21 protein-coding genes are annotated in these 24,202 nt (G+C 56.1%); 15 read left to right on the forward strand and 6 right to left on the reverse strand.

The features are described 5' to 3' along the window. The first annotated feature begins 31 nt into the window (after positions 1–31). Positions 32–1,021: an RHS repeat-associated core domain-containing protein gene (locus B347_RS25515; protein ID WP_019408515.1), complete on the forward strand. Its 990-nt coding sequence runs from the start codon at positions 32–34 to the stop codon at positions 1,019–1,021. Positions 1,022–1,076: 55 nt separating this feature from the next. On the opposite strand, the gene B347_RS0104500 is transcribed toward B347_RS25515, so the two are convergent. Beyond that, on the reverse strand, positions 1,077–1,427 hold the full coding sequence (locus B347_RS0104500) for a DUF6124 family protein (protein ID WP_019408516.1): 351 nt from the start codon (positions 1,425–1,427) through the stop codon (positions 1,077–1,079). Positions 1,428–1,986: 559 nt separating this feature from the next. Here B347_RS0104500 and B347_RS26375 point away from each other — a divergent pair. Next, positions 1,987–2,634: a hypothetical protein gene (locus B347_RS26375; protein ID WP_192812350.1), complete on the forward strand. Its 648-nt coding sequence runs from the start codon at positions 1,987–1,989 to the stop codon at positions 2,632–2,634. Between the two features lie 338 nt (positions 2,635–2,972). Further along, entirely contained in the window at positions 2,973–4,076 is a 1,104-nt protein-coding gene (locus tag B347_RS0104510) for a GlxA family transcriptional regulator (protein ID WP_019408518.1), read from the forward strand. 172 nt (positions 4,077–4,248) lie between these two features. Here B347_RS0104510 and B347_RS0104515 read toward each other — a convergent pair whose 3' ends face one another. The 3 genes from B347_RS0104515 to B347_RS0104525 all read right to left on the reverse strand — a co-directional run bounded on the left by B347_RS0104515 (position 4,249) and on the right by B347_RS0104525 (position 5,583). Next, positions 4,249–4,503, reverse strand: a complete 255-nt coding sequence (locus B347_RS0104515) for a hypothetical protein (protein ID WP_019408519.1) — start codon at positions 4,501–4,503, stop codon at positions 4,249–4,251. A 247-nt stretch (positions 4,504–4,750) separates the two neighbouring features. Further along, on the reverse strand, positions 4,751–5,167 hold the full coding sequence (locus tag B347_RS0104520; protein ID WP_019408520.1) for a DUF3010 family protein: 417 nt from the start codon (positions 5,165–5,167) through the stop codon (positions 4,751–4,753). Between the two features lie 14 nt (positions 5,168–5,181). After that, the gene (locus B347_RS0104525; protein WP_019408521.1) at positions 5,182–5,583 is read right to left on the reverse strand and encodes a lysozyme inhibitor LprI family protein; all 402 of its coding nucleotides are present in this window, start codon (positions 5,581–5,583) and stop codon (positions 5,182–5,184) included. A 229-nt stretch (positions 5,584–5,812) separates the two neighbouring features. Between B347_RS0104525 and B347_RS0104530 the strand changes: the two genes are divergently transcribed. The 7 genes from B347_RS0104530 to B347_RS0104560 all read left to right on the forward strand — a co-directional run bounded on the left by B347_RS0104530 (position 5,813) and on the right by B347_RS0104560 (position 14,753). Continuing rightward, positions 5,813–6,790 carry a dipeptidase gene (locus B347_RS0104530; RefSeq protein WP_019408522.1) on the forward strand — a complete coding sequence of 326 codons (978 nt, stop codon included), beginning with the start codon at positions 5,813–5,815 and terminating at the stop codon, positions 6,788–6,790. A gap of 88 nt (positions 6,791–6,878) precedes the next feature. Next, positions 6,879–7,409 carry a 4-vinyl reductase gene (locus B347_RS0104535; RefSeq protein WP_019408523.1) on the forward strand — a complete coding sequence of 177 codons (531 nt, stop codon included), beginning with the start codon at positions 6,879–6,881 and terminating at the stop codon, positions 7,407–7,409. A gap of 15 nt (positions 7,410–7,424) precedes the next feature. Then, positions 7,425–9,485 (forward strand): dimethylglycine demethylation protein DgcA, encoded by a 2,061-nt coding sequence (dgcA, locus tag B347_RS0104540; protein ID WP_019408524.1) that lies wholly within the window; start codon positions 7,425–7,427, stop codon positions 9,483–9,485. Between the two features lie 114 nt (positions 9,486–9,599). Further along, positions 9,600–11,543 (forward strand): dimethylglycine demethylation protein DgcB, encoded by a 1,944-nt coding sequence (gene dgcB / locus B347_RS0104545; RefSeq protein WP_019408525.1) that lies wholly within the window; start codon positions 9,600–9,602, stop codon positions 11,541–11,543. Further along, positions 11,540–12,751: an electron transfer flavoprotein subunit alpha/FixB family protein gene (locus B347_RS0104550; protein WP_019408526.1), complete on the forward strand. Its 1,212-nt coding sequence runs from the start codon at positions 11,540–11,542 to the stop codon at positions 12,749–12,751. The genes dgcB and B347_RS0104550 overlap by 4 nt, the downstream gene beginning before the upstream one ends. Before the next feature lie 143 nt (positions 12,752–12,894). Further along, positions 12,895–13,665, forward strand: coding sequence for an electron transfer flavoprotein subunit beta (locus B347_RS0104555; protein ID WP_019408527.1), 771 nt, complete (start codon positions 12,895–12,897; stop codon positions 13,663–13,665). Between the two features lie 512 nt (positions 13,666–14,177). Beyond that, positions 14,178–14,753, forward strand: coding sequence for a GNAT family N-acetyltransferase (locus B347_RS0104560; protein WP_019408528.1), 576 nt, complete (start codon positions 14,178–14,180; stop codon positions 14,751–14,753). A gap of 61 nt (positions 14,754–14,814) precedes the next feature. Here the strand turns inward: B347_RS0104560 and gbcA are convergent, their stop codons facing one another. Beyond that, on the reverse strand, positions 14,815–16,107 hold the full coding sequence (gene gbcA, locus B347_RS0104565) for a glycine-betaine demethylase subunit GbcA (RefSeq protein ID WP_019408529.1): 1,293 nt from the start codon (positions 16,105–16,107) through the stop codon (positions 14,815–14,817). Positions 16,108–16,388: 281 nt separating this feature from the next. On the opposite strand from gbcA, the gene gbcB reads away from it, so the two are divergent. The 3 genes from gbcB (at position 16,389) to B347_RS0104580 (ending at position 18,233) form a co-directional block, all read left to right on the forward strand. After that, entirely contained in the window at positions 16,389–17,489 is a 1,101-nt protein-coding gene (gene gbcB / locus B347_RS0104570; protein ID WP_019408530.1) for a glycine-betaine demethylase subunit GbcB, read from the forward strand. 214 nt (positions 17,490–17,703) lie between these two features. After that, entirely contained in the window at positions 17,704–17,934 is a 231-nt protein-coding gene (locus B347_RS0104575) for a hypothetical protein (RefSeq protein WP_019408531.1), read from the forward strand. Continuing rightward, positions 17,931–18,233: a cell division protein ZapA gene (locus tag B347_RS0104580; RefSeq protein ID WP_019408532.1), complete on the forward strand. Its 303-nt coding sequence runs from the start codon at positions 17,931–17,933 to the stop codon at positions 18,231–18,233. Before B347_RS0104575 ends, B347_RS0104580 begins: the two co-directional genes overlap by 4 nt. 112 nt (positions 18,234–18,345) lie before the next feature. On the opposite strand, the gene B347_RS0104585 is transcribed toward B347_RS0104580, so the two are convergent. Next, on the reverse strand, positions 18,346–19,386 hold the full coding sequence (locus B347_RS0104585; protein WP_019408533.1) for a threonine aldolase family protein: 1,041 nt from the start codon (positions 19,384–19,386) through the stop codon (positions 18,346–18,348). A 354-nt stretch (positions 19,387–19,740) separates the two neighbouring features. On the opposite strand from B347_RS0104585, the gene B347_RS24640 reads away from it, so the two are divergent. Together B347_RS24640 and B347_RS26825 are read left to right on the forward strand one after the other, a co-directional pair. Next, positions 19,741–23,406, forward strand: a complete 3,666-nt coding sequence (locus tag B347_RS24640; RefSeq protein ID WP_019408534.1) for a toxin VasX — start codon at positions 19,741–19,743, stop codon at positions 23,404–23,406. Beyond that, positions 23,403–24,202: hypothetical protein (locus B347_RS26825; RefSeq protein ID WP_033387142.1), on the forward strand; the 800-nt coding region annotated here is incomplete at its 3' end. The genes B347_RS24640 and B347_RS26825, both read left to right, overlap by 4 nt.

Below are 24,202 nucleotides of genomic sequence, written 5' to 3' on the forward strand. Positions count from 1 at the left end.
CACGGCACGCCTTTTAATGTGAGTGTGCCCCATGTCCTTACCCGCCGACTTTACCCGCTACCGCTACGACCCGCTGGACCGCGTGATTGAAGTAGCAGGCAATCAGCGCTTCTACACAAAAAACCGTTTGGCCACTGAGATACAGGGGGCGGTACACCGCAGCGTGTTTCAGAGTGGCGATCAGTTATTGGCTGAGCGTGGGGTCAGTGGCTGCACGCTATTAGCGACGGATCAACAACGCTCGGTGTTACACACGGTTAATCCCGATAAAACCCAATCCATTGCTTATAAAGTGTATGGCCATCGCCCGGCTGAAAGTGGCGTGTCTAGTTTGCTGGGCTTTAATGGCGAACGGGCTGATCCCGTGACGGGGCATTATTTATTGGGCAATGGGTATCGGGCGTTTAATCCGGTGTTGATGCGCTTTAATAGCCCGGACAGTTGGAGTCCGTTTGGGCGGGGCGGGATTAATGCGTATGGGTATTGCCACGGAGATCCAGCTAATCAGGTAGACCCTTCTGGGCATACAGCTGTGTTTTTGAAAAGAATATTACGCGGCATTAAAGTTATGAAGAAAGCGCCTAAAATTTTGATTGAGTATTTTGATAACGGCATTCCCAAGCACCGTGACGTTGTACCTTTCACAAAGGATGTGTTATCGAGTAAAGCCGTTAGTTATAAAAAGCTCTATCCGGGTCTTGAAGTATCTAAAGCAAAGCTGGCGCATCAATATAAAATATCAGTTGGACTGGTGGAGGGTCTTGGTAAAAAGTTCGAGTTGAATCAGGACAGTATTAGGATTGAAAGTTTTCTTTTGTTTGAAAAAGCGTCTGCAATTAATAGCGTTATTAACTATTTTAATATTCCGATTCCTGAGTTGCCAGTTAAGAAATTGAGCCGTCTCATGACTAAAGGATTCACACTTGATGTCATTAACCCGTTACGGGAAGTCGTCAATTCGCATGCTTGGGTGCATGAGCCTCGCCATCTTTGGCCAGACAACATTCGAGTTAAACCTTAATCCATAGACGGCTTGATCAATTAACGCGCCTGTCGCCAATCAGGCGCGTGCTGCTTTAGTGCGTTACCAGACGGTCCAGCGACTTATCGACATACGCTTTGGCCAGCTCCGCCAAGTGCATGATCGACAACACCAGATCACGCGGTATCCCGCTCAAACCATTCCCCGCCTCACTCGCCGAAGCGACCATGCAGCGCAACAAGTCTGACGCCTGGGCCAAAGCCGCTTCTAGATTGACGCTGTCATGGATGGCATACGTGGTAGTGCCTACTTCGCGAGCAGGCTTATGGTCGTGCAGGTAGTAGTTCAATGCGCGGTCGGTGGCTGCACGGTCCAGTAACGGTGATGTGCACTCAGCAGCATCTTGTTGGGTAGAAGCAGGTGGGTCTGGAACAATTTTTTTCATGGCACAACTCCGTATACATAAGAGGAGCTGTCACCTGTCGCGACTAAACGAATGGGTGGCAGCCGTACGCAGGTTAGTCGACCGGTGTATACGGAACCCGGCGCACCCGAAGGTGCCCTGCGCACGGCCACCCTAAAACGCAGGCCGTAAAAAAGCGCCTCGCGGAGGTGGCGCCTTGCGCCGTATACAAAACCGGGCGACTAAACCCGACCGCTGATTGTGCAGCGATGGGCGCAGACTAGACCCCGATTTTGGTGGGCGCAAGCGAGTGGGATTTTCTCGGAAGTTTCTATTGATTGAAAGGGAAACGTCGTACGAAACGGCTGATTTTCACGGTTCCAAGAAGGCTCACGTTATGTGTAGGAGCTCGCTCCTTTAGGACTTATACCTAGCAGTTCTGCCAGTAGGCAGCCGCATTGCGCCGGTGCAAGCTGAGCGTAAGTTCCTTGGCACGGCGAGCACAGATGCCCACAGTCCTCTATGTCTACGACCCACTGGACCGCTTGATCCAGTGACCGGGCATTATTTACTGGGTTATGGGTACTGTGGTGGGGATTCAGTGAATAGAAGCGACGCCAGTGGTCATCTATTCGATTATTTATTAAGACGTTATGCGTCGTTTTTTGGAAGCCGGAGTCTGAAGGAAGGTTTAACGCCTTCGTTTCTTCATGAGGGCGCAGCGGCAGGAAAAAAACTCACAACATTCACGAATGTTAGGCGGCTTTCACCTGGAAGTTTTTTTGCTGAAAAAGAAGTATCCAATGCTTTGCCGCAACTTGTTATTTCTGGTCATGGCAGTGTTGATGCTATAGGAGGCTATATAGGTGATGGCGGTCGAAAATTAAGATTTAACAGGCTAAAGCTCTTATTGAAAGCGCGAGGAATAAAGCCTGAAAGATACAGCAGTGCTCATTTTATGGTGTGTCATTCCGCAAGTGGTGGGGAGAACGCTTTAGCATTCGCGTTTAATAAAGAGTATGGAATCCCTACGGTCGGCTATTTAGGGCGGGTCGTTACTCAGAATGATCCAATGGGCATATTTACATCTCACATGCCTGATGTCGGTGGTTTTTATCGCCGCGCGCAAAAAATCAGGGTAATGACAGTGGCTGAAGGAACGGACGTAATAAAAACGCTTTCTGATATAGAAAACCCCTCAGATGAGATTGCAAGAGGATTTAACTATAAGCCTGTTTGGTACAGATAGAACGTCTGCGCCTTTTAAGCGCACCCCGCCCCCTTTCAGCGCACATCATCCACCAGCACCTTTGGTGACACAGACGCGTCCTACGTGTTTCCCACAAGTGCTACCAATGTGCTCAACACGGCTCTGCGACCTGCGCTACGTCTGTTTAGAGTTGTTTAATTCGGTGTTCGCTACCACCCGCCTAGACGCATTGCGACGTCGTTTTCAGACTTTGTTGAATACGCATTCAAGTTTAGGCACGGCATTTGCCTTGTGATTGCAAAGCCCCCGCTAATCGTGGGCCATAACAAGAGCCTGTGCCTGGGGCCAATACCCGCTTTGTGTGAGGAGATATCGTGATGACGTCGTTCAACTCCGGGGCTCAACCCCAGAACCGTACGCCTCAATCTATCGGTTTTTTGCTGCTGGACAATTTCACGCTTATTTCTCTGGCCTCGGCGATAGAACCCTTGCGCATGGCTAATCAGTTGTCTGGCCGTGAGTTGTATCGCTGGAGCACCCTTAGTGCAGACGGCAGCCAGGTGTGGGCCAGTGATGGTTTGCAAATCACCCCCGACGCCAGCATGCACAAGGCTCCGGCGTTGGACATGGTGATTGTGTGTGGCGGCATTGGTATTCAACGCACGGTTACCCGCGAACACGTTTCGTGGCTGCAAAGCCAGGCGCGTCAATCACGGCGCCTGGGTGCGGTGTGTACCGGCAGTTGGGCGCTGGCGTATGCCGGGTTGCTCGACGGGTTTGATTGCAGCGTGCACTGGGAATGCCTGGCGTCGATGCAGGAAGCTTTCCCACGGGTGTCCATGAGTACTCGTCTGTTTACCCTGGACCGCAGCCGTTCCACCAGTTCGGGCGGCACTGCGCCGATGGACATGATGTTGCACCTTATTAGCCGTGATCATGGCCGCGAACTGTCGGCGGCGATCTCGGAGATGTTTGTGTATGAGCGCATTCGTAACGAGCAAGATCACCAGCGCGTGCCGCTCAAGCACATGCTCGGCACCAACCAGCCGAAGTTGCAGGAAATTGTTGCGCTGATGGAAGCCAACCTTGAGGAGCCCATCGACCTCGATGAGCTGGCGGTGTACGTGACCGTGTCTCGTCGTCAGCTAGAGCGCTTGTTCCAAAAGTACTTGCACTGCTCGCCGTCGCGGTACTACCTCAAGCTGCGCTTGGTGAGGGCGCGGCAGTTGCTCAAGCAAACACCGATGTCGATTATTGAAGTGGCAGCGGTGTGTGGGTTTGTTTCCACGCCGCACTTTTCCAAGTGCTACCGCGAGTACTTTGGCATTCCGCCGCGTGATGAGCGTGTAGGGTCGAATACGGCGCAGCAAACCACGCTGGTGGCGATTCCTCATTCGTTGTTGTTGGCGCCATTGGCCGGGCCGATGTCGGCGCTGAATCAGGCACGCAATGAATCGACGTTTGCGAGTGTGAGGGTGTAGAGCAAGCTCAAAATCGCCCTCACCCTAGCCCTCTCTCTCTCTCTCTGGGAGAGGGAACTGATTGGGGGATGCTGTAGATTTTCAGCGATCTGAAAGTCTCACGCTGAATTTAAGAAGCATTTGGTCAGTCCCCTCTCCCTCTGGGAGAGGCGTGGTGAGGGGCTTTTGACTGTCAATCCCGGCTTTGCTTGAACTGCACCAATCCCGGTAGCAGTTGCTTGTCGATGGCCTGGCGCACGGCAGGCAAAATGGTCGCGCTGCCGGCGTAGAGTTTTTCGACTAGGCCTTTGAGTGCGCGGGCATTGGTTTCATTCAGTCCGCATACCACGCTTGAGCACGCTTGTTCAGCGTTACCCGACACTTCAAACCCCAGCGAACGCAGTTGGTTCAGCAGGTCCTGCTCATCAATCAAATCTGCGTGCATCATGCTTTTTCCCTTCCACAGAGGCGCGATCGAAGTTTGATTCTGGTAGCGCTTCAGTAAAGGGGCAAGCGAGGTTTTATGGGATGTCTGGTACGCCTAAGAACAGGTCGTTTTTGGCTAAGTACCCGTGCTAGGGGCTGGGCACACTCAGCTCAGCAACATTGCCGTGGGTTTGGTCACCGTCTCGGCTTCACACACTTTTTGCCCCGAACCTGTCACGGCAGGTTTGGGGCTTTTTTGTGCCGGGTTTTTAGCCCTTTAGCAGCGCCGCACATGCCGCTTTATAGGCTTCGTGCTGGTATTTGTTGAGCGATGCAGGCAGGTCGAACGCATGCTTTTTGAATTGCGCGTTGAGGGTTTGCGGTGACAGCAATTGCACCTCGCACGCGTCCAGCAACTGGATGATGCCCTCGATCTTGAAGGTCGTGGGGCCACCGGCGAATTCGCCTTTTTTGCTGCGTTTTTTGATAGCGATACGGGTGATGGAGTTGGCCTTCACAAACGCTGCGATCTGTGCGGCGAAGGCTTTGACGTTGGCGGCGTCTTCATCGTCGTCGAGGGCGATTTTTTTAGTGGCATTGGCTACGTGCTCCAGGCCATTTGTACCTTGGCTCGCCAAGGCGAAAATGGCTTCGCTGCCTTTGATTTCGATGCCGCAAATAGTCATAAAAGCCCCACAGGTCATTCCTGACCAACCGATTCCAAAAATTCCGAGCGGTCATCACTGATGGCCGCCATGCAGTCGTTTAGGGCGATGTTGAACGCTTGGGTGCCCGCCGTTGCCGGGAACACTACAATCGCGCAATCGGCATCACGCTGGTGCAACCACAGCGCCTGCGCCGCTTTGATCTTGCTGGTGATGTTGTTGAGCTGGGTCGCGTTGCTGCCGTAAAGCGACTTCATGCGCGCTTGCAGCGCTTCGAAGTTCTCGGTTAGCAATTGCTCGGCAGCCTGTTTGCTGTACACCGAACACGCCAGTGTTTGCTGGTCGTTCTCTACCGCATCACACGGGTTGTAATCGGCATCATCGGCGGCGTACGCACCACTGGTGATCAACGCCAAGGCCAGGAGAATCGGTTTCATTGCGGCTTCCTAATCCATAGTTGGGACGGATTCTGGCTTAAGCGTCGGCCAATTAACAGCCACGCCTCGTAAGCAAAGGTCAGGGCCGCCCCATGCTTTGTCGCGGATTGACGCTTTCGGCAATCGCGCTGTCGCTTTTGCACCCGGCTGTTTTTAACCCCAAGCCTATGCTGGCCCCAAAGCGCCGGCAGACGATTCGGCGCAGCAATCGCCTATAAGGGGACGCCTGATGAGCCCAGCCGAGTTGCACGCAGACAGCATCGTTATCGACGGGCTGATCATTGCCAAATGGAACCGCGAGCTGTTCGAAGACATGCGCAAAGGTGGCCTGACGGCCGCTAACTGCACGGTGTCGGTGTGGGAGGGGTTTCAGGCCACGATCAATAACATCGTCGCCAGCCAGACCCTGATCCGCGAAAACAGCGACTTGGTGATCCCGGTCAAAACCACCGCCGATATTCGTCGCGCCAAGGAACTGGGCAAAACCGGGATCATCTTCGGCTTCCAGAATGCCCACGCATTTGAAGACCAACTGGGTTACATCGAGATCTTCAAACAGCTCGGCGTTGGCGTCGTGCAGATGTGCTACAACACGCAAAACCTGGTAGGCACCGGCTGCTATGAGCGCGATGGCGGGCTCTCGGGTTTCGGCCGCGAAGTGGTAGCTGAAATGAACCGCGTCGGCATCATGTGCGATCTGTCGCACGTGGGCTCAAAGACCTCTGAAGAGGTCATTCTCGAATCGAAAAAACCGGTCTGCTACTCGCACTGTTTGCCGTCCGGCCTCAAAGAACACCCGCGCAACAAGTCTGATGCTGAACTCAAGTTCATTGCCGACCACGGTGGCTTCGTCGGCGTGACCATGTTCGCGCCGTTCCTGGCCAAGGGCATCGACTCTACGGTCGACGATTACGCCGAAGCCATCGAATACACGATGAACATCGTGGGCGAAGACGCAATTGGTATTGGCACCGACTTCACCCAAGGCCACGGCCAGGACTTTTTCGAAATGCTGACCCACGACAAAGGCTACGCCCGGCGTCTGACCAGCTTCGGCAAGATCATCAACCCGCTGGGCATCCGCACCGTGGGCGAGTTCCCGAACCTCACCGAAACCCTGCTCAAGCGCGGCCACAGCGAACGCGTGGTGCGCAAGATCATGGGTGAGAACTGGGTGAACGTTCTAAAAGACGTCTGGGGCGAATAACGCCATGCCCTCACCCAACCCTTTCCTCCGGGAGAGAGTTGGATGAGGGGCAAAACGAATACTTATCTAATTTCTGGAGTTTTATTCCATGGCTAAAATCGCCCCGCAATTACCAATCGAAGTCGACAGCGAGACCGGCATCTGGACGTCCGACGCGCTGCCAATGCTCTACGTGCCACGGCATTTTTTCGTCAACAATCACATGGGCATCGAAGAGGTGCTGGGCGCTGAGGCCTACGCCGAGATCCTTTACAAGGCGGGTTACAAGTCTGCTTGGCACTGGTGCGAAAAAGAAGCCGAATGCCATGGTTTGGAAGGCGTTGCGGTGTTCGAACACTACATGAAGCGCCTGTCGCAACGCGGCTGGGGTCTGTTCTCCATCCAGGACATCGACCTCGATAAAGGCACGGCCACCATCAAGCTCGAGCACTCCTGCTTCGTTTATGTGTACGGCAAGGTCGGGCGCAAGGTCGACTACATGTTCACCGGCTGGTTTGCAGGTGCCATGGACCAGATTCTGCAAGCGCGTGGCAGTGAAATTCGTACCGTGGCCGAACAGGTCTATAGCGGATCGGAAGAGGGCCACGATCACGGCCTGTTTATCGTCAAGCCGTTGTAAGTCGAGGATCGGGATATGGCGTTCGAAGCAATGTTTGAGCCGATTCAAATCGGCAAACTGACCATTCGCAACCGTGTACTCAGCACCGCGCACGCGGAGGTCTATGCCACCGACGGCGGCATGACCACTGAGCGTTATGTGCAGTACTACGAAGAAAAAGCCAAAGGCGGCATTGGCCTGGCAATTTGTGGCGGCTCATCCGTGGTGGCCATCGACAGCCCGCAGGAGTGGTGGAGTTCGGTCAACCTGAGCACCGACCGCATCATCCCGCACTTCCAGAATTTGGCCGACGCCATGCACAAGCACGGCGCCAAAATCATGATCCAGATTACCCACATGGGCCGTCGCTCACGCTGGGATGGCTTTAACTGGCCCACCCTGATGTCGCCATCCGGGGTGCGTGAGCCAGTGCACCGCGCCACCTGCAAAACCATTGAGCCCGAAGAAATCTGGCGCATTATCGGCAACTACGCCAGTGCGGCGGGTCGGGCTAAAAAAGGCGGTCTGGACGGTGTGGAACTGTCGGCGGTGCACCAGCACATGATCGACCAGTTCTGGAGCCCACGGGTTAACAAGCGCACCGATGAATGGGGCGGCAGTTTTGAAAACCGCATGCGCTTTGGTCTAGAAGTGCTCAAGGCTGTGCGCGCCGAAGTTGGCCCAGATTTCTGCGTGGGCATTCGCCTGTGCGGCGACGAGTTTCACCCCGATGGCTTGAGCCACGAGGACATGAAACAAATTGCCAAGTATTACGACGACACCGGCATGCTCGACTTCATCGGCGTGGTCGGCTCGGGGTGCGACACGCACAACACCTTGGCCAACGTGATCCCGAACATGAGCTTTCCGCCGGAGCCGTTTTTGCACCTGGCTGCTGGCATCAAAGAAGTGGTTAAGGCGCCAGTGCTGCACGCGCAAAACATCAAAGACCCGAACCAGGCCACACGCATTCTGGAAGGTGGCTACGTGGACATGGTCGGTATGACCCGCGCCCACATCGCTGACCCGCACCTGATTGCCAAAATCAAAATGGGGCAGGTCGACCAGATCAAACAATGCGTGGGCGCCAACTACTGCATCGATCGCCAATACCAAGGGCTGGATGTGCTGTGCATTCAGAACGCGGCGACGTCGCGTGAATACATGGGCGTGCCGCACATCATCCAGAAAACCACGGGGCCTAAACGCAAAGTGGTGGTCGTGGGCGCAGGCCCGGCCGGGATGGAAGCTGCGCGGGTGGCTGCGGAGCGCGGGCATGACGTGACTGTGTTTGAGAAAAAAGAGGCGATTGGTGGGCAAATCACGACCGCCTCCAAAGCCCCGCAACGCGACCAGATGGCCGGTATCACGCGTTGGTACCAACTGGAGCTGGCACGACTGAACGTAGACCTGCGCGTGAACACCGCTGCCGATGTGGCGACCATTCGCGACCTGAACCCCGACATCGTGGTGTTGGCAGTGGGCGGGCATTCGTTTGTGGAGCAGAACGAACATTGGGGCGCGGCTGAAGGGCTGGTGGTCAGCAGTTGGGACGTGCTCGACGGCAAAGTGGCACCGGGCAAAACCGCCTTGGTGTACGACACCATTTGCGAATTCACCGGCATGTCTGTTGCCGACTTTTTGGCGGACAAAGGCGCGCAGGTCGAAATCGTTACCGATGACACCAAACCGGGTGTGGCGGTGGGCGGCACGTCGTTCCCCACCTACTACCGCAGCCTGTACCCCAAAGAAGTGATCATGACCGGCGACATGATGCTCGAGAAGGTCTATCGCGAGGGCGACAAGCTGATTGCAGTGCTGGAGAACGAATATACCGGCGCCAAAGAAGAACGCGTGGTCGACCAAGTGGTGATTGAAAACGGTGTGCGCCCGGACGAAGAGCTGTACTACGCGCTAAAGCCGGAGTCGCGCAACAAAGGCCAGATCGACGTAGAAGCGTTGTACGCCATCAAGCCACAGCCATGCCTGAGCGAAGCGGGGGACGGCTACTTGTTGTTCCGTATTGGCGACTGCGTGGCGCAGCGCAACGTGCATGCCGCCATCTATGACGCACTGCGGTTGTGCAAGGATTTTTGACTCCGTAGCGACAAGCTCGAAGCGGCAAGCTGCAAGTTAAAGCACAAGTAACACCGCGCTTTTCTCTTGCCGCTTGCCGCTTGAAACTTGGCGCTCCCACCTACGGTGAGGCCCATGCTGAATATTCTTCTACCCATCCTGTTATTCGCCGCCCTCGCGCTCGCCATTTTGGGCGCTGTGCGGCGCATGGCTATGTGGCGTCGTGGCCGTGCGTCCAAGGTCGATCTGCTCGGCGGCTTGCTGGCCATGCCGCGTCGCTACATGGTCGATTTGCACCACGTGGTGGCCCGCGATAAATACATGGCCAACACTCACGTTGCCACGGCTGGCGGCTTTGTGCTGGCAGCGGTGCTGGCGATTTTGGTACACGGGTTTGGCCTGCAAAACCGCGTGCTTGGCTACGCGCTGCTATTTGCCACGGTGCTGATGTTTGTCGGCGCTCTGTTTGTGTTTAAGCGTCGCCTTAACCCACCGACCCGGCTGTCTAAGGGGCCGTGGATGCGCCTGCCGAAAAGCTTGCTGGTGTTTTCAGCGACCTTTTTTATCCTCACCTTGCCCGTCGCAGGGTTGCTCCCGGAAGGCTTCGGCGGCTGGTTGCTGGCCGCGTTGTTGGCCGTCGGCGTGGCGTGGGGTGTGTCGGAAATGTTTTTGGGCATGACCTGGGGCGGGCCGATGAAACACGCCTTCGCAGGCGCCTTACATCTGGCCTGGCACCGCCGTGCCGAACGCTTTGGTGGCGGTCGCTCCACGGGTTTAAAAGCCCTGGACCTCACTGACCGAAGCGCGCCATTGGGGGTCGAAAAACCCAAGGACTTCACGTGGAATCAACTGCTCGGTTTCGACGCCTGTGTGCAGTGCGGCAAATGCGAAGCGGCGTGCCCGGCCTTTGCCGCTGGCCAGCCACTGAACCCGAAAAAGCTGATTCAAGACATGGTCGTTGGCTTGGCGGGCGGCACTGACGCGCACTTTGCCGGCAGCCCGTACCCCGGCAAGCCGATTGGCGAGCATGCCGGGAACCCGCATCAACCCATCGTCAATGGCCTGGTCGACGCCGACACCTTGTGGTCATGCACCACCTGCCGTGCCTGTGTCGAAGAGTGCCCGATGATGATCGAGCACGTGGACGCCATCGTCGACATGCGCCGCTTCCTCACCCTGGAAAAGGGCGCTACCCCGAACAACGGCGCGCAGGTGTTGGACAACCTGATCGCCACCGACAACCCTGGTGGTTTCGCCCCTGGCGGGCGGATGAACTGGGCGGCTGATTTAAGCCTCGACGTGATGCGCGACAAGCCTTCGGTAGACGTACTGTTTTGGGTCGGTGATGGCGCGTTCGATATGCGTAACCAGCGCACTTTGCGTGCCTTCGTCAAAGTGCTGAAAGCGGCCAAGGTTAACTTCGCCGTGCTCGGTCTTGAAGAGCGCGACAGCGGCGACGTGGCCCGGCGCTTGGGCGATGAAGCGACGTTTCAGGCGCTCGCCAAGCGCAACATCCAGACCTTGGCGCAGTACCAGTTCAAACGCATCGTGACCTGTGATCCGCATAGTTTTCATGTGCTGAAAAACGAGTACGCAGCGTTTGGCGGCGACTACCTTGTGCAACATCACAGCACCTACATGGCCGACTTGCTGGCCGCTGGGGAACTGAACGTGAGCGCCGACACAGGCGGCAGCGTGACCTATCACGACCCATGCTACTTGGGCCGTTACAACGGTGAATACGAGGCGCCGCGTGCGGTGTTGCGTGCGCTGGGTATTGAGGTCAAAGAGATGGTGCGTTCGGGCTTCCGCTCGCGCTGCTGCGGTGGGGGCGGCGGAGCGCCGATTACCGACATTCCTGGCAAACAGCGCATTCCCGATATGCGTATGGACGACATTCGTGAGACGGGCGCCGAGCGCGTGGCCGTGGGCTGCCCGCAATGCACCGCCATGCTCGAAGGGGTGGTCGAACCTAGGCCGCTGATCAAAGACATCGCTGAACTGGTGGCGGACGCGTTGATTGAAGCCCCGGCACCGGCCAAAACGGTCAAGCGCGCAACCGAAGAGGTGACCGCATGAGTGACATTATTCGCCGCGACCCGCGTGCCGAGTGGATCGCCCGCAATCGCCTGCACCCGCTGCACGCGGCCATGCAACCGACACAACTTAGCTGGATGGGGCCAAACGGCGTGCTGCGTAAAAACGTACACGGCGTTGGGTTTATCGGCCCTAACGGCATCAAGCGCATAGACCGCAGCGGCGAACAGCAAGCGGGGGCCAGCAAACGCACAGCCAGTGTTGCAGTGCAATTGCCGCTGCATCAGGTCGCGGCACCTGCGTTTTACATCGCCGTGGTGCCGGACATGGTCGGTGGCCGCTTGAGCAGCCACGACCGCGACCTGCTGGGGCTGGCCCATCAACTGGCGGGCACAGATGGCGCGGTATTGGCGGTGGTGTTTGGCGAGTCTAAGGAAACCGCGTTTGCCACGGCGGGCGTTGACCGCTTGTTGCTGCTCGACAGCCAAGGTTACGCACCGGAGCAACAAGTCGTCGGCTTGCGCGCTGTGGATAACCAGTTCGCGCCCAAGCATTGGTTGCTGCCAGACAGCCGTAACGGCGGCGGTGAATTGGGTCGGCGCATGGCGGCAAGCCTTGGCGAGCGCCCGGCCACGCGTGTGTGGCAAGTCAAGGACGGCCAGTGTGTAGGCCGCGCCGGGGCCGGGCTGCAAGACCTAGCGCAACCCGTACCACGCCTGATTCTGGCCGCGGTGGAATGCGCGGAGCCGGTGAGTGAAACCCGTCATGAAGCGCTCGAAGTGGAGTTATCCACAGATGCGCCGCGCTGCTTGCCGCGTATTGAAGACTTGGGCGCAGTGGACGTGGACCCGGCAGCGATTCCCATGGCGGAGGCCGAATTTATCCTCAGCGGTGGCAATGGCGTTAAAGACTGGGCGCTTTTCCACAAGACGGCCGCCGCCTTGGGGGCCACAGAAGGTGCGTCACGGGTGGCGGTCGACGATGGCTTTATGGACCGCGACCGCCAAGTGGGCGCGAGTGGTACGTGGGTGACGGCGCGGGTGTATGTGGCGGTCGGTATTAGCGGCGCGATCCAGCACCTGCAAGGCATTGGTGCTTGCGACAAAGTGGTGGCGATCAACCTGGACCCGGCCTGCGACATGATCAAACGCGCAGATTTGTCGGTGATAGGCGATGGCGAGGCGGTGCTTCAAGCGCTGATAGCCGCTGTTGATAACTGGCGGCATGGCGCGAAACAGGACGCCGCCTAAGAGCGCCCTCACCCCAACCCTCTCCCGGAGGGAGAGGGAGCTGATGGGAGGCGTTGCCTGAATGTGCTTTTGCCTTTGCTTTAAGTCCCCTCTCCCTCCGGGAGAGGGCTAGGGTGAGGGGCTTTTGATCTGGAGAGGTGTTTATGTCCATCGCTACCGTTGCACTGGTTTCAATCGGCGCTCACCCGGCGTCGGGCCGTGCCCGCCGTGCTGAGCACGACGCCCGTGCTGTAGAGCTGGGCTTGCAGCTGGCAGGGGATAGCCTGCATGTGTTGCACGCGGGCAACCCGCACGAACCGGCTCTGCGCGCTTATCTGGGTATGGGCCTTAGCGAACTGCATGTGCTGGAGCAGTCAGACGGCAACGATGCAGTGCCGATACTGCGCGACTATTTACGTGAATCTGGCGTACAGCTCGTACTCGCAGGCAGCCAGGCCGAAACCGGCGAAGGCTCGGGCATGTTGCCGTACCTGCTGGCCGAACAACTGGGCTGGCCGCTGGTAGTGGGCGTGGCGCAGATCGAATCTATCCACAACGGCGTGGCGCTGGTGCTGCAGGCGCTGCCCCGGGGCCAGCGTCGTCGACTCAAAGTGCGCCTGCCCTTTCTGGCGACTGTGGATAACGCAGCCCCAAAGGCGCGTCAAAGTGCCTACGGCCCCGCTACACGTGGGGAAATCGACGTCGAAGCCGTTGAAGTGGTGATTGATGACTTATCCACACAGGGCGCTTTCCAAGCTGCCAAGCCGCGCCCCAAGCGCTTAAAAGTGATCAAAGCCAAAAGTGGCGCAGACCGCATGAAAGCAGCCACCGCCAAGGCAGCCGGTGGTTCGGGACAAGTGCTCAAAGGTGTGAGCGCCGAAGAGGGCGCGCAAGCGATTTTGAAGTTATTAATCGAAGAAGGTGTGGTGCGCTGAGTTGCCCACAAAGTCTGTTAGCGCTTATGTGGATAAGTTGTTTGCTGTCGGCTAAGCGCTATACAAATCAAGGCCTGTAGGCTTCTGATCAAAAAACGTCCAAATACTGTTGTTATCCACCGCTCAATGCTCAAACCCTTGAAGAATGGACGCTTTACGGGGTTTTCCACAGTCGGGGAGGGCAGTGCATAAGTTGCACACATTCTCTGTTGGCGGTTATGTGGATAACGTGTTCGCGGTTGTCTACAGGCCACGTAAACCGTGGCTTTCGATGGTTTGTACAAATAATGACCAATTGCACATTTCGGAATAACTTACCCACTTCCCCACAATTGCTGTGGGTGTGGCTGTGGATAAGATGTTGGTGAAGAGCTGCGCGCCTTTGATTGCGTGGGCTAGAGCCTGTTGATCAAAAAATGAGCTGTGCACGGTTATACCTGGATATAAAACGCCCGGCGCACGCGTCGTGTGCTGCGCTAAGAAGAGCGCCTTAAGCCCCCGGAGAGACGCATATGCCTGTTTTGTTTCGTCCAGCCTTACAAACCGATGCGCGCGACATTGCGCGTCTGTTTCAAATTTCATCTGAAGGGGGAGCCGATTACATCTGGAGCTTGATCGCACAACCTGGCGAGGCGCTGCTGGACGTTGGCGCGCTGCGCTATGCCCGGCAAGGGGTCAATTTTTCGTATGAGAACTGTTTAGTTGCCGAGGCCGAAGGCCGCGTCATTGGCATGATGCACAGCTACGTCATGCGCGAAGACCTAAACCCTGAGCCGGTGGCGGATCCGGTGCTGGCGCCGTATGCCGACATGGAAGTCCCCGACACGCTGTATATCTCAAGCTTGGCGCTGCATGAAGGGTGGCGCAGTTTGGGTTTGGGTCAGGCATTTCTCAAGTTCGCCCACCAGCGCTGCGCTGAATTGGGGCTTAAGGGGTTGAGCCTGATCGACTATGCCGCGAACACCGGCGCCCGGCGTTTCTACGAGCGTCATGGGTTCAAGATTGTTAAAACCTGCACCATCGTCCCGCACCCGATGATTCGGGTGACGGGCGAGGCCTATTTGATGGAAAAGCGCTTAGACGTGTAGGAGCGAGCTTTTAAAAGATCTAAAGATCGCGAGTAAGCAGGCTCCTACCGGTTTTGCGGGGTTACTGGGTGACAACGCCTTTGAGGTAGGCCGCTGGCGCTGCGCCCAGGTTGTGCAGCAGGCGGTCGCTGTACCAGTCGATAAAGTTGACCACGCCAAACTCGTAGGTCTTGGAGTACGGCCCCGGCTGGTAGGCCACGGAGTTGATGCCGCGCTGGTTTTCTTCGGCCAGACGACGGTCCTGGGCGTTGGTCGCGTCCCACACTTGGCGCATGCGGTCTACGTCGTAGTCCACGCCTTCTACTGCGTCTTTGTGAACCAGCCATTTGGTGGTCACGATGGTTTCTTGCGGGCCGATCGGCCACACCGTGAACACGATGATGTGGTCGCCCATGCAGTGGTTCCACGAATGCGGCAAGTGCAGGATACGCATCGAGCCCAAGTCCGGGTTTTTGATCCGGCCCATGAGTTTTGCACAGCCTTGTTTGCCGTCCAGCGTCATGGACACCGTGCCCTTGAGCAACGGCATGCGCACAATGCGGTTACGCAAACCAAAACTGGCGTGGGCGTACGGGATTTTTTCTTCGTCCCACGCCGCTGCCGAAGCGGCTACGTGGTCTTTGAATGCTTGGTCGGCGCGCGGATCGGTAACGTCGTCCCACTCCAGCAGGGTTTTCAACAGCTCGGGGTGTGACGCGTTGCAGTGGTAGCACTCTCGGTTGTTTTCGAGCACCAGCTTCCAGTTGGCTTTTTCGACCAAGGTGGTTTGAATCGCCACCTTGGTGTTTTCCATGTCGTAGGGTTCCATGTAGTGGTTGAGCGTGGCCAGAAACTCGTCAATCGCCGGCGGGTTTTCAGCCAGGCTGATAAAGATGTAGCCGCCTGCGGTTTTAGCGTTCACAGGCTTAAGGCCGTATTGCTTCATGTCGAAGTCGGCGCCCATCTCGGTGCCGGCAAACAGCAGGCGCCCGTCCAGCTCGTAAGTCCATTGGTGGTATGGGCACACCAGTTTGGCGACTTTGCCCTTTTCGCTGGTACACAGCCGCGAACCGCGATGGCGGCACACGTTATGAAACGCATGCACCTGACCTTCGGCGCCGCGAATCACGATGATCGGGTTTTTGCCCACTTGCAGGGTCAGGAAGTTGCCCTTGGCCGGGATCTCGCAGGTCATGCCTGCAATCAGCCACTCCTTCTGGAAAATCTCCTGCATGTCGATTTCGAATAGGCGCTCGTCGTTATAAAAAGGCTGCGGCAGCGAAAACGTACGTTCGCGGTTTTGCAGCATTTCGGCGGTGGCCTTGCGTGCGGGTTCCAGTGGATCGCCCAGGCTCAAGGTTGCAGTGATGTCCATCGTTGTAGTCCTCATGGCCATTCGACGTGGCCTAAAAGTGGCTGATCAGGGTTCGACGCAAGGCATAGCTATAAACGTTATGTGTGGCGCTGAGTGTGCGTTCGATGCGCCGACATGCCATATCTGCGGGCGACATGGCCCAATCTGTTCCCGACGCCCAAGGCCCTGTTTTCAGGGGCTGGTCGCGATAAGTATGTGAATGTCGCGAATAGATAAATGGCCGCCTTTGGGCATGCGCAGAATCACCTTCAAGAGGCCGGCTGTCGGCCGTGGAGAAGCGTATGTCCAACAGCTTTCTGAATCCGGTTACCACCCAGACCTGGGCCAATGGTCGACACATCGTGCGCTGCGTCAAAGTGATTCAGGAAACCTGGGATGTGCGCACCTTCTGTTTTATGGCCGATCAGCCGATTTTGTTCTTTTTCAAACCAGGGCAGTTTGTGACCCTGGAGCTGGAAATCGACGGCGACCCGGTGATGCGTTCGTACACCATTTCCAGTTCACCGTCGGTGCCGTACAGCTTTTCGGTGACTATTAAGCGCGTGCCCGGTGGGCGAGTGTCCAACTGGCTGCACGACACCCTGCAAGAAGGTCAGGAGTTGGCCGTACACGGGCCGGTCGGGCTGTTTAATGCTATCGACGCACCGAGCCCCAAAGTGCTGTACCTCAGCGGCGGTGTAGGCATTACCCCAGTGATGTCGATGGCGCGTTGGTTTTATGACACCAACGCCAATGTCGACATGGTGTTTATCCACAGCGCCCGTTCACCCAAAGACATCATTTATCACCGCGAGCTGGAACACATGGCCTCGCGCATTGATAACTTCAGCCTCCACCTGATCTGCGAGAAGCATGGATTGGGCGAGCCGTGGGCGGGTTATCGCGGCTATTTGAACCACAAGATGCTTGAACTCATGGCGCCTGACTTCATGGAGCGCGAGGTGTTTTGCTGCGGGCCGACGCCGTACATGAATGCCGTGAAGCGCTTGTTGGAATCCAACGGTTTTGACATGAGCCGCTACCACGAAGAGTCGTTCGGGGCCACGCCGCCAGAAGCGCGGGCCGACGCGGTGGAGCAAGCCGAGCAAGCGGCCGAGGCGCCGGAGTTGGACGTGGCGGACTTGAACCAAGTCGAATTCACCGCCTCTGGCAAAAGCATCCGCGTGGGCCCGGCCGAAACGGTGCACGCGGCAGCGGCCAAGCTGGGGTTGTTGATTCCCAAAGCGTGCGGCATGGGCATTTGCGGCACCTGCAAGGTGCTCAAATTGGGCGGCGAGGTCGAGATGGAGCACAACGGCGGTATTACCGACGAAGACGTGGCAGAAGGCTACATTCTGTCGTGCTGCAGCGTGCCGAAGGGCGATGTGAGAATTGAATTCTAGCGGCCAGTTTCAAGCGGCAAGCGGCAAGCTAGAATCCACCGCAACCCGCTTTTACTTGCCGCTTGTAGCTTGAAACGTGCGGCTAAGTCACCTTTAGGGGAACCGAGGAGCACAATGGTAGTCATTAGGGCGTGTAAAAGAGGCTCACCGCTAGCTTAGGTGGTGACTTTTCTTTATCGTACGCGCCCTCTGAAAACTGCTTGAGAACACCACCATGATTGAGTCATCCCTTAGCAAACTGGAACAACTGGTCAGCGATCTGGTCCAGCAAAAGCAAGAACTGCTGGACGCCAACACTCAGCTCAACGCTGAACTGGTACAAGCCAAAGACGAAAACGAAAGCCTGCAACTGTCTCTGATGGAAGCTGAAGAGAAGCAAGGTGATACGGCTGCACGCATTCAAGCCTTGGTTGAGCGCGCGAGCGTGAGCCCTGTCAACGCATGAGCGTGGACAGAGACGGTGTAAGCGTCGTCTCGATCTTGGGTAACGACTACACGATTAAAGCGCCGGAAGGGGAGAGACAAACTCTGCTGGCCGCCACGGTCATGTTGAAAGCCGCCCTGGCCGAAACGAAAAGAAAGTACCCGAGCTTGATCGGTGACAAATTGCTGGTCTTGGCCGCGTTGAATCTGTGTTCACAGCAGATTGAACTGCAACTGAGCCACAAACAGGAACTCGACCGTTATCAAGAGCAAGTCAGCGCCACGGTCGATGTGATTGAGCGAACCCTCGGGCAAGTCTGAACAATCACATAACTCGGTAGTCGCTGCCGAAGGCTGCGAGAAGGACCGCAGGGCCTTCAAAAAACGGGTTGCGATGCAACCCTTCGCAGCCTGTGGCAGCGACTACACGTATTCAACCCGCCATTACTTCTCGAATATCTGCTGCCAATTCCCGCACGCGGGCTTCTTCGGTGTCCCAGGAGCACATGAAGCGTGCACCGCCTTTGCCGATAAAGGTGTAGAAACGCCAGCCCTTGGCGGTCAATGCAGCCACTGCAGGTTCCGACAGTTGCAGAAATACACCGTTGGCCTCGACCGGAAACATCAGCTCAACGCCTGGAATGTCACTGACCAGTTGGCTCAGCAATTGGGCGCAATGGTTGGCGTGGCGTGAGTGTTTGAGCCACGCGTCGTTTTCCAGCAGGCCCACCCACGGCGCTGACAAGAAGCGCATTTTCGACGCCAGTTGCCCTGCTTGTTTGCAGCGGTAGTCAAAGTCCACCGCCAGGTCGTGGTTGAAGAACAGAATCGCTTCGCCCACTGCCATGCCGTTTTTAGTCCCGCCAAAGCACAGCACATCCACCCCGGCTTTCCAGCTCAGTTCGGCCGGCGAGCAGTCAAGAAACGCGCACGCGTTGGAGAAGCGTGCGCCGTCCATGTGCAGCAGCAAACCCAGCTCTTTGCACGTGGCGCTGATGGCGCGGATTTCTTCGGGGCGGTACACGCTACCCACTTCCGTGGCCTGGGTGATAGTGACCACGCGTGGTTTTGGGTAGTGGATGTCTTTGCGCCTGGTCGCGATCTCGCGGATCGACTCAGGGGTAATCTTGCCGTTTTCGGTGCGTGCCAGCAGCAGCTTGGAGCCGTTGGAGAAGAACTCCGGGGCGCCGCATTCGTCGGTTTCGACGTGGGCGGTTTCTGAGCAGATCACGCTGTGGAAGCTTTGGCACAGGGACGACAGAGCCAGCGAGTTGGCGGCTGTGCCGTTGAAGGCGAAGAACACTTCGCAGTCGGTTTCGAACAGTTTGCGAAAGTCGTTGGCGGCGCGCAGGGTCCACTCGTCATCGCCATAGGACCGTTGGTGGCCGTGGTTGGCTTTTTCCATGGCAGACCAGACTTCGGGGCAGATACCGGAGTAGTTGTCGCTGGCGAATTGTTGGCTCTTATCAGTCATTTCCCGGTTCCGTGGTCGAAGGATGTGGTGCACTTTATCCAAGAAAGCGGCGGGTGCACAGACACGACTCAAGATGCGGAAAGATCCTACATATAAAAACTCCTACTTCGTGCTAAAACGCAGAACTGACTTTATTGACGGATTAAATAATTAAGCTTGTTTCAATTGCGCAACTTCTTGCGCACTTTTGTTTCATGTTTGTCATTTTAAGAAACAACTCATGGTCTCTGTGTTGTTTTAAACGCATTGAACTTCGGGTGAGTAATCACCGTGAAGTTACAGGTTTAAGTCATCTCGTTAACAGCGTCACTGAAATTGCCCGTTGCAAGCCCTTGGCCTACAGGAATCTGATTAGTGAGCCCGCACACTCTACGCAACCCCAACGACATTAATTACAGTCGCACCGATGCCAAAGTGGCCTTGGGCGTCTGCCCGCTGAGAAAAAGCACTGTTCAACTGCTGCCCCTGCGTTATGGGTTAGTGGATAACTCGGCGCTCGATCCGTCCGCAGAAATTGCCATGCCCTATAGCCTGAAGAGCCGCCCGTTGGGGATTCGCCTGCTGCGTGATGGCTGGCTTTATGTGATTGACGGCAGCAACGGCGAGTTATCCGAGTACTGGGTTTACAACGGCGTAGTTGAGTCGATGCTGTTTCAGGGCAAGGAGGTGGTCGAGGATGAACGCGAAGACCCGATCAATGCGCCGACGTTGATCTTCCCTAAAACCAGCACCCTGTATGTCAGTTATGCCGAGGTGCAATGGTCGGCCAATAAATGCCGGCAAGTGATAAACGATCCCGCCGAGCGCAATCACTTTATGCAGGCCGTCGACCTGAGCCGGGCGGACTGCCTTAAAGGCGCTGTGCACCTGCTGACTGAACCGATGGTTGAGCGATGGCTGGCGGAGTACGCTACTGAGCGTGTCGAGCACGAGCAGAATCATCTGGACGCGAATGCGTCGTTGGCAGAGCACGCCGCCGTCAGTGAGCGCCGCCGTTTGCACGCCGAGTTACCCGAGCATGAACGCCTGCCCTACCTGTGGGAAAACCCGCCACGTTTTAGCCCTTATTATTTTGCGCATCTAAAGGGCGCTATTCAGCCGGAGTACCATTTCGACACCCTGTACCTTGTGCTCGATGACACCTTGGGCGTCTTGCGTGACCTGGGCAACTATCAGGATCAGGTCACAGGCTGGGTGGGTGACTGGGCCAATGGCGGCGCACAACAAGGCAACAACGAGCGCGATTACCTGCTGGCGTGCTACATCGAGTCCCTGAGCCAACTGAGTGACCGGGATGTGTCAGTGCTGGCCGGAGCAACCGATGACCCGGCGATCAAGGCCATGTTTGCCGAGTTGCAGAACATGCCAGAGCCGGATCGGGGCGTGACCAAAGCGGCCATGCTGGAATACGTCAACAAAGGCGGCTTGATGACCCCGCCAGCGGGAAGCCCGGTGCCGGCGGATTTGCACGTGTTGCGTGAAAGGGCAGAGGCGCAGGCGATAGGCGCGGCTCATTCAGGCGGTGACGGTTTCAATCTTGAGGCCCTGAGTGCGGTTGAGGAAGTGGATAGACGCTACTACACCCCCCCGCACTTTCGCCTTTCTCCCAGCGCCTTCGTGCAAAAACATTTCGAAGCTTTAATCGACCTTGGCAAACTTCACGGCGAACGAATTTACGACATTTTGCACGGTGCCAAATTTGGCCAGCGTGGCGTCAATGATCTGATCGACCGCGAAGCCATGGACCGCGACCTGCTGGCTCACCGCACAGGCCTCGCCCGCTGGAATGACCTGCTTGAGCGCATCACCGCCGACCGCGTGGCACTGACCACCACCTGCGGCTTTCACAAAAACGCCTGGTATCTCGACCCGCAACTCAGCCGGCAGCAGGGTTTTGCCTTCACCCTTGAATATGCCTGCCTTAAAGACATTTGCCGCAGCGACGAAGCCTGCGATCAACTGTATGCATTTATCGAACGCCAACCGCAATTCAGCCGCCCGTTGTACTACACCTTGCCCTACAGCGAGCAAACCGGGCTGTGGGTGCAATACGCATTTTTGAATGCCGCAGGGATGACCGTGTTTAACAATACCCGCGGACTGTTTGAGCAATTGCTCAGCATTGAACACGGGCGTTTACCGGCGCTGGACGACCTGCCTGACAGCACGCGTACCGTCGCCAACGCCGCCCAAAACAGCCTGGCCCCGGCGCTGAATCGCGGGCTGGAAAAACTAGTGGCCGAGTTTGCTGAGGTGTTCAAAGGGCACACCATGCCCGACCTTGATCAACTGTTTCGCAACCTGCCCTTTGCGTTGAAATCGAACATTTTGCAAGCCGCGAAAACCGAAGGCGTGACCTTTAAATTTGCCACCCCCGAAGAAAAAGCCAGCTTGCGCTTCACGCTGCAAGAAGTCCTCAAACAACGGGGTGAAATGTCCAAGCTCAAGCGCGAGCGCAGACAAGCCAACCAGACTGCACGGAGTAAGGGTGAGAAAGGGCATACATCGGCCCAATCGGTAGAGACTCAGCACAAGATTGACTACCTGCGTTGGCAACTGGACGCGGGCGAAAAGCGATTGGCCGCGAGTATCAGCCCTATCGTGGAACTGCCGGATGAACACGCGCGGCTGTTTGGCTCAACCCTCGAGCGTGCAGGTTTGACGGTGATCTTCCCGAGTGAAGGTCAACGGCAAGCCGCCGGGTTGATGAGGGACTTTCGCAATGGCGTGAAAAGTGCACCGGCATTGAATGTACTGGGGGATGGGGCTGCGTTGCTGCTGTTTGTGGCGCAGGCGGTGAATTTGGTGCAGGTGGTTAAAGAGACGTACTCCTTGCCATCACATGAACGGCAATGGGGGGCATTTATGAATGCTGTATTTGCTACCGGAGCTGCAGGTTTTGCGGCGGCGCAGGGGGTATTTGACACGGCTCTTATCGCCCAAGCGAAAACCTTGGGTGAAAGTTTACGATTGAACGCTCTTAGTCGTTTGAAAGTCACAATAGGTAAGTTGCATGTTGGCTTGGGCGCGGGTACTTACCTCTTCGGATTGCTTGCTGCGATTGCTAGTTTTAATGGATATCACGATAAATGGATACAGGCTGTCCGTAGCGGCAACCGGTTAGCCCAGCAAGGTGCCGTGCTGACGATGGTCGGTTCTGGGGGCTTGGCAATCAGCAATGCTTATGGGTTGTTCAACACTGGCCGTGCAGGTCTTGGCGTATTGATGGCCGCTAAAGGTGCCGCCCGTGAAGCTGCGTGGGTTGTTTCAGGAGCACGTCTAGGCACTGTTTTTTTTCGGACGAATTTGTTTGGAGGGTTGTTCACTTTATTGGAATTGGCCGGTACTTGGTTATACAACCGTTACAACACCACCCCTCATGATGATTGGTTACAAAGCACACCCTGGAGCCGCGATCTTGATAAACATAGAAATTTAACGCTTGTTGAGTTCCAGAACCATTTAACCAAACTGCTACAAGCCCCGTTCGTGCAGATTAAGGGCGTTTCTGAGGATTCGTTCTGGCTTAGTCTCTTGTCCAACACTAAGGTGGGGGAAATTATCCTGATTGCTCCGGGTTTAAGTGTCGCGGACTTCCACGCTTCACTGGAGGGAAAAATACGCAATAAATTATTTATAGGCGCGCAGCGCATTACCAAAATAATGCAGAGCAGTCGTGAACGTCCTGCGGAGCAGTGGGAAGTGATCAGTGATGAAGTGTGCTTGCGTATGCAGTTGGTTGTGAGTAATCAAAAGGAGAAGGGAGAAGGTGAACCATTGATGTTGAAATTGAGCTATCCGCGAAATCCTGAACCGGTTGTTGGCAAAGTGTCAGAAGAATTATTGCTGGTGATTAAACTTCAATATTTCAACGAGAATGAACAAGTCATGGAGCAGACACGCTGTATCCGCTTCAATATTTTGGAACAGGGACGCTTTCCTTCGGTGAAGCACACAACAAACGTTCCGGACACGCCATTGGTGGATGTGGACGTAACAGCATTGGGCGTGTCGCAATGAGCGGGGCGGTAGAAAATAACGCCTCTAATAATCGCGCAGGCGATGTCGAATATTTCCCTTCCGGTTGCCAAACTTATTTAGCTCCGTTGCCCTTGCCGACCAGTGAGCATCCTTTCTGTCCCTATATTAGTGGTTACAACGACACTTTTATGGATTTCGGTGGAGGTGAACCTAATGTATTTTCCTATCAGATGTGGCTAGGAGGACCATTTACTTGCTCATGTTTAGTCGCTTTTGGCGGCCCGCTATTAGGCGGACTCTTTGGAATAGCATTAGGAAGCAACCCTGAGAGAATTTTGCAGTCAATGGCTGGAATCTATGGGGCGTCCTGGGTACCGGCTTTGGGAATGTGGCTATTAGGCTCATTTATATTTTTTTTAGTCTGGCTCCAAGCCCACAATCTCTTCACCAAAGTTATCCCCACCCGTTTCAACCGTCAGCGCCGCGAAGTGTGTTTTATGCCCGATGGCGCCACTGAGCCTTTATTCGTGCCTTGGGAAGACTTGTCCGCGTGGGTCGTTCAGGCTCAAGGTGCCACTCAATACGGTGTCACCCGCCAATATGGCATGGGCATGGGGTTTGAGCATGAGGGCGAGTTAGTCCGGGTTGAATTCCAGTGCGGCAGTTTGCAGTTGGCGATTTCCAACTGGGAGGCTGTTCGCGGCTATATGGAATATGAACTTAACGACCTCTCCGGCCTTCAAGACCCGCTCGGATTACAAGAACCCGGCGACCCGCCTCACGAAGGCCTTCATACGTTCCGCAATGCCCGCGCCGGTTTACATCGGCGCCTGCG

Origin of the sequence: Pseudomonas psychrophila HA-4, assembly GCF_000282975.1 — a bacterium.
Taxonomy (GTDB): domain Bacteria; phylum Pseudomonadota; class Gammaproteobacteria; order Pseudomonadales; family Pseudomonadaceae; genus Aquipseudomonas; species Aquipseudomonas psychrophila_A.